This window comes from Leptolyngbya sp. CALU 1928 (assembly GCF_056784215.1).
In genome coordinates this window covers 1-11,727 of record NZ_JBXBCE010000011.1, presented here as the reverse complement: position 1 = coordinate 11,727, position 11,727 = coordinate 1, and the positions used below count along the sequence as shown (strand labels likewise).

Here is an 11,727-nt window from a genome sequence, read left to right as displayed (position 1 = left end):
TCAGCCGATGTGGTACTTAATTGCCAGGAACGGTGTCATACCCCTTTTAGCGCTACTCAAAAAGGATTGGACAGCAACCAAATCTTAGACAAGCAAGCTGTAGAAGTGGGTTAACCCCTGCAATTGCCGACGACCCCATCAATCTCCGGCTACCCCGCTTCTGCTTTCTTGTTGGGAACTATTGAAAGATGCGTTTACCAGGTCAATGTGTCAAGCACCTATGTTTCAATCGGGAATATAGGTGCTTGACGCATTCATCCGGTCTTGAGGGTTCTAGCTAGCTCTCTAAGGACATCATTTAAGCTGCGTTCTTTGTTTTCGCAAGACTTGAAAAAGAGTTCATACTCTTCATCTGAGCATCTCAAAGTAAGCGTTTTCAGGCTTTCATCCTGAGTTCAGTATGCTGTCATAAATGCTGCAACCTCAAAAGAGGTTGAACAGGCGCAACTACGCTATCGGGCTGAAAAAGACCCGGCACGAGGAATGTTTAATCAATTTTATGGATCTGAATGGACAGAAGAATATATCTATGGGTTCTTGTTTGATTTGGGACGAAAAAGGTCTGCGATCGCTTAGCAATGAGCCGGCGATCGAGTGAAAATTAAGCTCAAATAATCAGATTTGTAACATTTCTTCATCTTCTAGCTTATTTCTCTTTCGCTGCTCATTGCTATCTTGTGGCTGATTTTGGTTTCTGATGCTATTGGAAATGGGTTAAGTTCTTGACTAAAATTGATTCACTGCGGAAGACTCTTACCCGCTGACAATGGCTTCAGAGCCGTCTAGCTAGTTATAATTCGTAATAAATAAGGATTCAACGACATAGTATAAACAGAGATGTTGGAAAACTTACACAGCAGATAGCGACCGTTTAGTTATCCGCTTAGGGAAGGCTCCATAATATTTAAGAAATGTAAAATCTTCCAAGCTTCTTCCCCGGAAGAACGGGAGGCATTTTATAGGTTATCTATAATAGTTTTTGTTTTTACTCAGGCTATTTAGATAAATTGGTTGCTGAGCTTCTCAAGAGTTAGTTGTGACCTAATCCCTATTTCACTTGAACACATTAGGAGATTGAGTTTATGTTGGACGCATTTGCAAAGGTAGTCTCTCAGGCTGACGCGCGGGGTGAATACCTTAGCCCTTCACAACTGGATGCTTTGAGCGCTATGGTTGCTGATGGCAACAAGCGTATGGATACCGTAAACCGCATTACCAGCAATTCATCGGCGATCGTAGCAAATGCGGCTCGTTCGTTGTTTGCTGAGCAACCTGGGCTGATTGCACCCGGTGGAAATGCTTACACCAACCGTCGGATGGCGGCTTGTTTGCGTGACATGGAAATTATCCTACGCTACATCACCTACGCTATTTTTTCTGGCGATGCCAGCATTCTGGACGATCGCTGCCTCAACGGCTTGCGTGAGACCTATTTGGCTCTAGGAACTCCCGGCGCTTCTGTGGCAGTCGGCGTTAACAAAATGAAAGAGGCTGCGATCGCCCTCGCCAATGACACCAACGGAGTAACCAGAGGCGACTGCTCTAGCTTGATGTCTGAAGTGAGCAGCTACTTCGATAAGGCGGCTGCGGCTGTTGGCTAGAAAGAGAACACTAGAAATCGCTTGAGTTGATTTCTACTGGTTCATTTGGTAGTCAAAGCAACGACAACACTCATTTCATAAAGCAAACATTACTGGAGCAAGTTTAATCATGAAAACCCCTTTAACCGAAGCCGTTTCGGCTGCTGATTCCCAAGGACGTTTCCTTAGCTCTACCGAGCTTCAAACTGCATTTGGTCGTTTTCGTCAAGCGGAAGCTAGCTTGGAAGCGGCTAAAGCGTTGACCTCCAAAGCGGACAGCTTGGCTTCTGGTGCTGCTAATGCAGTTTACCAAAAGTTCCCATACACCACCTCGATGCAAGGTCCTAACTACGCCTCGACTCAAGTGGGCAAAGACAAGTGTGTTCGGGACATCGGCTACTACCTACGCATGGTCACTTACTGCCTCGTTGTAGGTGGAACAGGTCCAATCGATGATTACCTAATCAGCGGTTTGTCGGAAATCAACAGCACCTTTGAACTGTCTCCTAGCTGGTATGTTGAAGCTTTGAAGAATATCAAAGCAAGCCATGGTTTGACTGGAGATCCTGCTGTTGAAGCAAACTCCTATATCGACTATGCAATCAATGCATTGAGCTAGTCAGGCTTGTGCCCGGAGAGTTAGGCAACCACCGACAGATGTTGGTCGTCGCATAATTCTCCGGGCATTGTTTTTTTAAAGGAATTTCCTCTCGTCCCCATGAGTCACGCACCGGATATTCAAAGCGATGTTTCACTCACCGTAGACCAGGCGATCGCCAATCTTCAGGGGGAAGATTTGGGGTTGCGGGTCTATGCAGCATGGTGGTTGGGGCGGTTTCGGGTGGATGCCCCTGAAGCGATCGATGTATTAATCGCAGCATTGACCGATGAGGACGATCGCACCGGTGTGGGTGGCTATCCGCTGCGGCGCAATGCAGCGCGGGCATTGGGCAAACTGGGCGATCATCGAGCCGTTCCAGCCTTGATTCAGTCCTTAGACTGTAGTGATTTTTATGTGCGAGAAGCCGCCGCTCAATCCTTAGAAAAGTTAGGAGAGCCTAGCGGAATTCCCCAATTAATTGAGTTACTCAACAACCGCGTGGCTGGCACCCTGCCTGCACCAGAACCGCCCCAACTCACTCAGCCGTTTGATGCGATTTTGGAAGCGCTGGGCACCTTAGGCGCAATGGCTGCTGTTCCTGACATTTTGCCATTTTTAGATCACAGCGTTCCTCGGATTCGGTATGCGGCGAACCGGGCGATGTATCAGCTAACTCCCAATCCTGAAATTGCCAGCGAATATGGCGATCGCCTAGTGCAGGCGCTTTCAAACGATGATTTGCAACTGCGTCGAACCGTTTTAGCAGATATAGGCGCGATTGGATATCTTCCGGGTGCCGATGCGATCGCCCAAACCTTAGCCGAAAATAGCCTCAAGCTCATTTCCCTCAAAGGACTACTGGAAAAACAACTCCAGCAGACCACCCCGCCCACGCTCTCCGCAGGGGCAATCAAAGTCATGACCTTAATGGATGAGTTGTTGTAAGCAGAAACATTCACAATAGAGAGAGCAGGGCATGAGATGAACATCCATTCCCCACTCGTTAATCCCATTCGTCATTTGTCGTTTCCCATGGCTGATTCTCTTTCCTCTCTCATTCAGGCGGTAGATGCGGCTGATTCTGCCAATGGGTTGCTCGAAGCCGTGCAAAACCTCGCAGCAGCACAGCTAGAAGGAGCGATTCCCACGTTGATTGCGGCTTTGAGCTATAACAATCCAGGGGCGGCGGTGGCAGCGGTAGATGGGTTAATTCAACTAGGAGAAGTGGCGGTTCCGCCGCTTCTGGAGCAACTGGATCTGCATAACTATACGGCTAGAGCCTGGGCAATTCGCGCCCTGGCGGGCATTGGCGATCCAAGAGGACTGATTACTTTGTTGGGCGTTGCTACGGCTGATTTTGCCATGAGTGTTCGTCGAGCCGCTGCGAAAGGACTGGGGTTGATGAAATGGCACTGGTTTCCCAAGGACTTGCTAGAAATTGCCCAGTCAGAAGCCTTAGAAGCGTTGCTGTTTGTAGCGCAGCAAGATGAAGAGTGGGTCGTGCGTTACTCGGCTGTTTCTGGCTTGCAGTCGTTAGCCGACGCGATCGCGCTCACCTATCCAGAGTGGCGATCGCAAATTGAATCCCAATTTGAGCAAATGGCAACCCAGGATAGTAACTGGGCGGTTCGTGCCAGGGTTTGGATGGCACAGCAGCACCTTCAGGAAAAGGCAACGCAACCGCCCGTATGTGCACCACAGCCGTCCCCCCTGACCGCCACAGATTGGCAACAGATTTTAGGGAAGCTCTACGATCGCAAAGGGGAAGAGCGCATGGTTTTTGCAGAGGGCGACCCGCGTCGCTACCAGAAACTGGCAGTATCCATGGCTCAAACGCCCGACCCTGTTTAAGCCCCCGATGCCACGATTTGAAAATTACCAACAAACAAGCCGCTATGACCCTGGCGTTAAAAGAATCAGTTGTTGATGTTGCAGCGATCGCACCTCTGACAAACTGGCTTCAACAGTCTGCAAAATCTGCTCAACGGTTTTTTGTTGCGCTGGGTTGCCATCACAGGCAAGCAAAAACTGCCATTCTGCCTCTGTCAAATTCACCACCTGATAATCCTGGTTGAAAAACTGTCGGCTATCGCGCCAACCCTGACTACAAGGACTGGGTTCTGGCATGGCTGCCAATAGATCCGCATCTAATGACCAGTCTTGTCGGGGGAGGGGAGGGCGCGCCAAAAAGAATTCATAGTGAGTAATTGCCTGCGGATCAAGCAGTTCAATCAAGCGATAGCGTTGGCGATCGCTCAAGGTTTCTGCCCGTTCAATCAGTTCCGGCGCTTTTCCAATGAGCCGATCTAATTCCCAAACCTGCGGATTAGAAAACCCAACAAACTCCAGCCCAGACGCATCAATCAATTCAAACACCGTATTGATGTTGTAATCAATCTCTTGGGGGTGGACATACATATCGGCAAAATAGCCATCTCGTTGATTTTCCCAAGACCACCGCTCTGCTTCCCGTTTTCGCAATCGATTCTCTTCAGGCAACGCCGCAAACAGTTGTCGCCCCACCTGAACTCCGTCTGTATAGTCACCCCGGCGATCGCCTTGCAGCAGCGCGATCGCCTCCTGCATCAACATAATTTCCCACCGCCCCAACTCGCCATACACAAAAATATGGAGTATGCCCCCCGGTGCCAACTTTTTGGCTAACGCCTGAATGCCACGAATCGGGTCGGGTGTATGGTGCAGCACCCCCACACAGTTAATCAAATCAAACTCACCGGGCAGTTGCTCGACATCAAATAAGCTTAGATGATGAAACTCTACCCCCGTAGCCCCCGACTTCTGACAGCGTTCCTTTGCCACCGCCAGCGCTCCAGCACTTAAGTCAATCCCCACGATCGCAGCATCAGGATTGAGATGAACTAGATATTCTGTTCCGACACCCGTTCCACAGCCCGCATCGAGAATTCGCACATTTTGGCGAGTTGGCTTTTGCCCCGTACAAAAGTGATAGGCGGTCAGCCAGTTCCAGCGCCAGTTATACCCCGGCGGCGGTTCATCTAATAAGGGTTCGGGTGGAAAAGGATAGGTATTGTAGAGTTTGGCAACCGCAGCGCTAATCGCTTGAGAATCGGACATAGGTGATAGGTTCAAAAGTGGATAGAGTGGATATTTAAAAACTAAAAACGCGAGGGCTGTGCTGAATGAACAGATAGCCCCCGCGTTCTTAAATGGCTCAGAATAACTTACTTTTTGCGATAGGGAACAGATTGTTCGATATCGATGTTGAGCGCTGAAATCCGTTGAGGCAGATTACCTTTGGGGTTGATGTTCCGCGCCATATTGAGGAATTGAGCGGGGCTACCAGCAACAGGCTTTTGTTCTTGAGGAACATAGCTGCGAACCGTAGTTTGCCAAACAAACTGAGGGAAACCAAGCTTACGGCGATGGTATTCGTCGTAGCGAGGAGAGGTGATGTTAAAAGGACGTTCGCCCTCTGCCCGACCTGGCAGGATACGACGGCGCTGATAGGGAACAATATCATACCCAAACGCATTGAGGTATTCATCACTGTCGATCAGTTGATCGACAAAGCCGATAATCCCTTTGGTGGCAACGACGATTGACCAAGCGATCTTCTCGCGCTCACTGTAGACATCACGACCTAACACGCGTTGTACGGTCTGCTCCACAAAGCGGTAGTTGCTATTGAGATCATAGAAACTGCGCTTGTAAGTATTGGAGAGCAACAAGCCGCGAATAAAGTCTCGGACTGTAATTTGACCGCTGCGAAGTTGAGATTCTAGAAACTTTTCGCGATCAGCGGCGAAAGCATGGAAAAACATCTGACGATAGGCTGCTTCAATCAGAGCATCCATGTCTGTGGAAGAAAGCAAATTGTCTGTGGAGTAGATCCTGGGTTGCTCATCTCCAGGGACTTCATAGCCCTCGACCCGGTGATTTTGACTATTAGGGGAATATTCTAAAAGAGGAAGTACCACGCCTACAAAATCTCCCTTTTCTTGTTAAATCTTACAAAGTTACTCCTGATCATATGGGAGGGGGACGGCATTATTCGATTTAGTCTGATGAAAATTACATAACTTAATTTAACGATCGCGAATTTTTCCCTTTGCCGAGCCAAAATGCCAGCGGGTCTTGGGTAGGCAGATAGTCTGGATAAAACTGTAACCAGTCTGTTTGAGCAAGCTGATCGTGCGGAAGGGCAATTTTCAATCCTAAGCAGAGATGGGTAAGCGATCGCTCGAACTGTGAATGATGTCCAGGAGATCCTGCATGAGCATGAGCATATTCATGAACCACTAACCGCCGCCAGTCTTTTGGCACCACCCGCCCCACGTCAATCAAAATAGTGACGGGGTTGGTTTGCAAATTGCAAAGCCCATCAATCTTAAAAGACTGAACGAGCGGAGCCGCAAAAATCTGGATGGGGCGCTGCTCCCAAACGTGAAAACAATCGTGACAAGCCTGAAGATCGCGAGCGAGTTGCTTGTTAACAGCATCAATATGGTTGCCGATCCAGGTACAACTCGGTATCCGGTTATCCAGTTGATCAACCAGGTCAATCATTTCTGGCTTTAAGGCTAAACTACGAACCCCATAGAGATAATCCAGCCCACGGGTAAATGGATCGGTGCTAGTGGTGATTATTAATGAATTAGCCAATGACTCAGGCAAGATCTAGCAGCCTAAAAACGAGAAATATTTTGTCGGCTCGGCGAGGGTTTCACCAAGGGTAGGCACCGACTCAACGACCTGGGCGATCGCATCTGAAACGCGCATTTCAGTACAAAAAGTAGCGGTGCTAAAGCCGCCAAATCGTTTGACCGTACTGGTTCTCATCCGCAGGCTGGGGCTGGCAAACCAGAAGCGCTCGATTGAACTCATGGTTTCATACTCAGTGGTTAGCACTAATCCATTTTCATCATCCATGTGATATTGCCCTGCAACAGGCACAATTTCGGCATAGCCCCGCTCTCGCAGCAAAACCCCTTGACGGGGGCGATCGCCATCGGGGATGAGCGCAAATACTGTAGATCCTTCGTGGTTTTCATCCTCGTTGCGATCCCAACTCATTGACCCATTCCAAGAGACAAACGCGCCGCCGATCGCCAGTGCTGGGTCAACTTCATGCAATTCGCAGATCTCAATCACTTGAGGATGCTCGGCGGCAAATGCCTCAACCCGAATCGCCGATTCTCCCATTTCAGCGCGTTTGAAGGCGAGATGATGCGTGGTTCGCTGCGATCGCCAAGTTCCGGTACTTAGTTGAAAAAACTCCATTACATCCATTGGGATTCTAAATTCTAAACAACGATATTTTTGCTTTTAAGCCCACACAACCCTAATTTTAAGTCCGGGGGCGCTCAATCGGCATTCAGCGCGGCGTAGGGGTTCAAATCAGGTCAATCAGGCGATCGCTTAGGTTTTAGGAAGTCAAGATAACAAAAAACCCTCAGAAATCGCGTAGACTTCTAAGGGTTCTAGTTTTTTATTCACCCTGAACACTGTTCTTTATCTTCAAAAATTCTCTCTCTGAGTTTGGCGACCGGGGAAGAACTGAGAAGTCACAGGAACAAGAGTCAGGACTAATGAAGCCTTTTTATGGTTTTCTTACCTTTCAATGTACCTAATTATTACGAGATGTGCACACCCCCTGTCAACTCCCTTGGCATCTGAAGTTGCAGTCGCAGGGTTGAACCCCGAATCATTTTTTCCAGGTGTATTGGGCTGTTTAGATAGATCTAGACGCTCCCCAAAAACATCTGATCTCATTCATTCTAATACTAGACTTAAGTTGAGATTAGGTCTAACGACTGCGCTGCGAGGAAAAGCGAAGTTCTTAGCCCACATTGCAGCAACCAGGGTTCCTTTGTTCCACCGATTGCTGCTATACCTTTCGCTGCTGTACCACCTTGCAGACTTTCTAACCAAGCTGCCTTACCCCAACCTATCAAGTCAAATTGTGGATCGGGTTTTAATTTGCTGCGAACGACCTTCGTCGCGCAAGCTTCGCGGGGGTGAGTCATGAGTGTCGTAACTATTCCTCTTCAGACCTTTAAGCAGCACATCGAGTATGAGTTCATTCACGGCAGCGCGATCGCGCCTAACCTGTTCCAAAGTGCCGTTAACTTCATTGAAGACACGGGCTACTGGGAGACACACCAGGCGCTAGGGTTTGAAGTTAGACCCCAATGGCAAACCCGCAAACCCCACGACTTTGGAGTTTTAGCAGGGCTACAACAGGAAACGGGCGAGTATTGGCAGTTCAAGCCAGAGAAGCCGTTAACTGACAAGAAAGGCAAAACACAAAAGTATCAAACAGCTAAAGGCAACGGCTCACGGGCGTTTTTGCCGGCGGTAACGGTGTGGGTATGGGTTGAAGTTGCAAAACGATATAACTTACAGGAGGATTTGCCGAAATGGGTAAAAAACGCCGCTATAGCTAGCTTATGGAACAAAAAAAGCGACTCCCCCCCGTTGATTGCAAAGGAAATCCCGTTACCGGAGCAAGAACCCAGGACGAAGCCAATTGGATTTACGAACTTGGGCACGTCATCGAAAACCAACTATGCGCCGCAATTCTCGAAGGATACAAACTTCACTCAACAGGATTCGCCGAAATGGTTTTCAAAAGCGATCTGGGAGGAATCCTCCCCCTTGCCTTGCAATCCTACACATCCAGAAATCCAAGAGACGAAGTTGCCTACGACGGATGGGATGGTTCTGGATATTGCGTCAGAATTAAGCCCTGTAGACGATGGCTTGATTCCATCAACTACGACCAAATACCAAGGACATAGCTTTTGGCACTGGTTGGCAGTTCACCCAGAAATTCCAACTATCTGGACTGAGGGCGGTAAGAAATCGCTGTGTCTGCTCAGTCAAGGCTATGTGGCGATCGCACTCTATGGGGTGCATGGGGGCTACCGGGTCAAGGACGAACTAGGAAATCCCATCAGCCCCATTTTGACTGCTGACGTTGCCAGGTTTGCCCAACCAGGACGCAAACATATTCTTGCCTTCGACCAAGACGCTAAACCATCAACCATCACCAAAGTAAACCGGGCGCTGTGGCGGTTTGGCTGCTTGCTGGAACAATCAGGCGGTGAAGTGGCGATCGCGTCTTGGAAGCCCGAGCAGGGCAAAGGCGTAGATGATTTGCTCGTTCAAAGTGGTGTTGAAGCTTGGGACGTTGCCCACTCTGAAGCCATGCCCCTAACCCACTGGCAAATCTGGCAGCGACTCTCAGATCAACTCACCCATAAAGCATCTATTCGGCTCAACACCGCACACCTAACCGAGTTGAACCCTCAATGCTTACCTGACACTGGCATCATTGCGATCGCGAGTGCCAAAGGAACTGAAAAAACAAAGCTGATTGGACGGCTGACAGCGCAATCTAAAACTGTCTTGGCAGCAGGGCACCGCATTTGTCTGATGCGGAACCTGTGTCAGCGTTGGGGCATCCATTACCGAGGCGATTTAGACAAGGCAAATGGACAATTCATCACCGGGTCAGGCTATACCCTGAAAGTCGGGTTGTGTGTTGATGGTCTCTTAGCAATCGACCCTGAGAAGTTTAGAGGCTGCGACCTCATCATTGATGAAGTCAACCAAGTCTTGAGGCATCTGATCACCTCTACCACCTGCCGAAAAGATGGGAGATTGCCCGCGCTACTGGCAAAGTTGCACCAATTGATTCAGGTGGCAAAGCGGGTGATTGTTGCGGATGCTGACTTGAACAAGGGGGTATTAGACTACTTGCGATCGCTGCGGGGGGATAATGTCCCTATCTTTCTGGTTCGCAATGACTACCAGCCCCAAGGCTACTCGGTTGAGTTCCTTCAATCGAGTAATGCCACGGTGATCACTGCACAACTGCTGAAAGATTGCCGTCAGCGGCTGCCGGGTCAAGTCTTATTTGTTGTGACTGACAGCAAGATGGGTAGCAAGACCTTAGCGCGGTTAGTCAGCCAGGTTGAGGGCTTAGGGCTAAGAGTCCTAGTAATCAACTCAGAAACCAGCGGCGGGAAGGATGAGCAGGAGTTCATCAATCACCCGGATCGGGTCTTAGTCCGGGGTGAGTATGACGCGATTATCTGCTCTCCCAGTCTGGCAACAGGAGTCAGTATTGAGGCTCAAGGCATTATCAGTAAGGTTTATGGCATTTTCTATGGTGCTAGCAGTACGGATGGCGATATGGCGCAATCGCTGGCACGGGTGAGAGAACCTGTCAATCGTGTGGTGTGGTGTGCCAAATATGGTCGCAACTTTTCTAAGGTGAGCCGTTCAACCAATCCGCTGGAACTCAAAAGCCAACTTAAACAGCGAACGGATGCCACGGCGATGCTGATTCGCTCTCAGCTAAGAGAAGACGTTGTCGGGGCGATCGCGGGATACGATTGGCAGTCTGATCTACACTTGAACTTGTGGGCACAAACCACGGCTGATCAGAACAGGGCAATGCATAGTCTCAGAGATGCTTTGCTTGTGAGGCTGCGATTTGAAGGGAATCAAGTCACCATGATTGATGCGGGTTCGGACCAGGCAATGAAGCTGCTGACCAAACAGGCGAAAGAAGAAATTCGGCAGATTGAAGCGGATACCGTTTCAAAATCAAGAGTGCTGACTCGTTCGGAAGTCTTGCGACTGGAGGCTAGGCAAGCCCACACACCCAATGAAAAACTCGCGATCGCCCGATACTACATGAGTGATTTCTACGCCACTGACGATGTTTCTTCAGAGTTGGTGCTATGGGATAACAATGGACGACGGCGCAGTGAACTGTTGAGTTTAGAAGCGATGCTCTATCCAGACGTGGCGATCGAGCGTGACGTGAGGGGATTGGAAAAACAGGCTGCTTGGAAGAAAGGGGTTGTCCCTTGGGATGTGGGCACAGCGGCACTCAAGCGACGGCTGCGAGGTGAGTTAAATCTTGATGATTTTCTTGACCCTGACAAAGAATGGACAAAATATGACCATAAGCCTTATGCAGACAAAGCGAGAGAGCTAAAGTCACAAATTAAGTTAGGGCTGAAATTTTCCATTCCAGACGGCATGAGTGATACCCAAATCATTCACCAGTTGCTTGCCGATATGGGGATTAAATTTGAGTTTCGCTGGTCCCGTTTTGTGGAAGGGCATGAGGGCGAAAAGCTGAGGGTTCATCGGCTTGATAGTGCCAACTGGCAACAGTTGATCGATGTTCTAGACCGTAGAGCAGTAAAGCGTGAAAAACCACAGATGACAGAGCAAGACTGCGGATCATGCTTGTTTGAAAGTTCTTATACAGCAGGGGACGATCCCATGGTGAAAATACCCTTGGAACATGCAAATTGGTTTACTTTAGAGTCCCTAAATGATGTTCGGCTGATGTGGATACAGGCAGATTCAGAAGAAGTGAGGGCAGAAATTAGGCGATTTGTACCACCGGCAGTTTTAGAAAGGGCAATTTCTTGATTTAACTTGCCCCAGAGACCGAAAAAAGACCTCAAACGGACGAAAAGGAACCATCGTTGTAACGGCGGGCGGAGAAACACGCCCAACTACGCTTTGACACTTTCC

10 protein-coding genes are annotated in these 11,727 nt (G+C 49.1%); 6 read left to right on the top strand and 4 right to left on the bottom strand.

Going from position 1 to position 11,727, the window contains the following annotated elements:
* Positions 1-408: 408 nt before the first annotated feature.
* The 5 genes from AC1S5B_RS22425 to AC1S5B_RS22405 all read left to right on the top strand — a co-directional run bounded on the left by AC1S5B_RS22425 (position 409) and on the right by AC1S5B_RS22405 (position 4,032).
* Positions 409-576, top strand: a complete 168-nt coding sequence (locus AC1S5B_RS22425; RefSeq protein ID WP_482037912.1) for a hypothetical protein — start codon at positions 409-411, stop codon at positions 574-576.
* A gap of 506 nt (positions 577-1,082) precedes the next feature.
* Positions 1,083-1,601, top strand: a complete 519-nt coding sequence (locus AC1S5B_RS22420) for a phycocyanin subunit beta (RefSeq protein WP_482037900.1) — start codon at positions 1,083-1,085, stop codon at positions 1,599-1,601.
* A 109-nt stretch (positions 1,602-1,710) separates the two neighbouring features.
* The gene (cpcA, locus tag AC1S5B_RS22415; RefSeq protein ID WP_482037899.1) at positions 1,711-2,199 is read left to right on the top strand and encodes a phycocyanin subunit alpha; all 489 of its coding nucleotides are present in this window, start codon (positions 1,711-1,713) and stop codon (positions 2,197-2,199) included.
* 99 nt (positions 2,200-2,298) lie between these two features.
* Complete coding sequence (locus AC1S5B_RS22410; protein ID WP_482037898.1) at positions 2,299-3,126, top strand: HEAT repeat domain-containing protein; 828 nt, start codon at positions 2,299-2,301, stop codon at positions 3,124-3,126.
* A 36-nt stretch (positions 3,127-3,162) separates the two neighbouring features.
* Complete coding sequence (locus AC1S5B_RS22405) at positions 3,163-4,032, top strand: HEAT repeat domain-containing protein (RefSeq protein WP_482037897.1); 870 nt, start codon at positions 3,163-3,165, stop codon at positions 4,030-4,032.
* 42 nt (positions 4,033-4,074) lie between these two features.
* Here AC1S5B_RS22405 and AC1S5B_RS22400 read toward each other — a convergent pair whose 3' ends face one another.
* The 4 genes from AC1S5B_RS22400 to AC1S5B_RS22385 all read right to left on the bottom strand — a co-directional run bounded on the left by AC1S5B_RS22400 (position 4,075) and on the right by AC1S5B_RS22385 (position 7,452).
* On the bottom strand, positions 4,075-5,277 hold the full coding sequence (locus AC1S5B_RS22400) for a class I SAM-dependent methyltransferase (RefSeq protein ID WP_482037896.1): 1,203 nt from the start codon (positions 5,275-5,277) through the stop codon (positions 4,075-4,077).
* A gap of 107 nt (positions 5,278-5,384) precedes the next feature.
* On the bottom strand, positions 5,385-6,140 hold the full coding sequence (locus AC1S5B_RS22395) for a phycobilisome rod-core linker polypeptide (protein WP_482037895.1): 756 nt from the start codon (positions 6,138-6,140) through the stop codon (positions 5,385-5,387).
* 103 nt (positions 6,141-6,243) lie between these two features.
* Complete coding sequence (locus tag AC1S5B_RS22390) at positions 6,244-6,837, bottom strand: hypothetical protein (RefSeq protein ID WP_482037894.1); 594 nt, start codon at positions 6,835-6,837, stop codon at positions 6,244-6,246.
* A gap of 3 nt (positions 6,838-6,840) precedes the next feature.
* Positions 6,841-7,452: a phycobiliprotein lyase gene (locus tag AC1S5B_RS22385; RefSeq protein ID WP_482037893.1), complete on the bottom strand. Its 612-nt coding sequence runs from the start codon at positions 7,450-7,452 to the stop codon at positions 6,841-6,843.
* Positions 7,453-8,187: 735 nt separating this feature from the next.
* On the opposite strand from AC1S5B_RS22385, the gene AC1S5B_RS22380 reads away from it, so the two are divergent.
* On the top strand, positions 8,188-11,622 hold the full coding sequence (locus AC1S5B_RS22380) for a plasmid replication protein, CyRepA1 family (protein WP_482037892.1): 3,435 nt from the start codon (positions 8,188-8,190) through the stop codon (positions 11,620-11,622).
* Positions 11,623-11,727: the final 105 nt, after the last annotated feature.

What these genes read in the sequence shown, in the direction of transcription:
- AC1S5B_RS22385 (WP_482037893.1), bottom strand. Translation starts at nt 7,452, where the DNA reads ATGGATGTAATGGAGTTTTTTCAACTAAGTACCGGAACTTGGCGATCG.
- AC1S5B_RS22405 (WP_482037897.1), top strand. Translation starts at nt 3,163, where the DNA reads ATGAACATCCATTCCCCACTCGTTAATCCCATTCGTCATTTGTCGTTT.
- AC1S5B_RS22420 (WP_482037900.1), top strand. Translation starts at nt 1,083, where the DNA reads ATGTTGGACGCATTTGCAAAGGTAGTCTCTCAGGCTGACGCGCGGGGT.
- AC1S5B_RS22400 (WP_482037896.1), bottom strand. Translation starts at nt 5,277, where the DNA reads ATGTCCGATTCTCAAGCGATTAGCGCTGCGGTTGCCAAACTCTACAAT.
- AC1S5B_RS22380 (WP_482037892.1), top strand. Translation starts at nt 8,188, where the DNA reads ATGAGTGTCGTAACTATTCCTCTTCAGACCTTTAAGCAGCACATCGAG.
- cpcA (WP_482037899.1), top strand. Translation starts at nt 1,711, where the DNA reads ATGAAAACCCCTTTAACCGAAGCCGTTTCGGCTGCTGATTCCCAAGGA.
- AC1S5B_RS22410 (WP_482037898.1), top strand. Translation starts at nt 2,299, where the DNA reads ATGAGTCACGCACCGGATATTCAAAGCGATGTTTCACTCACCGTAGAC.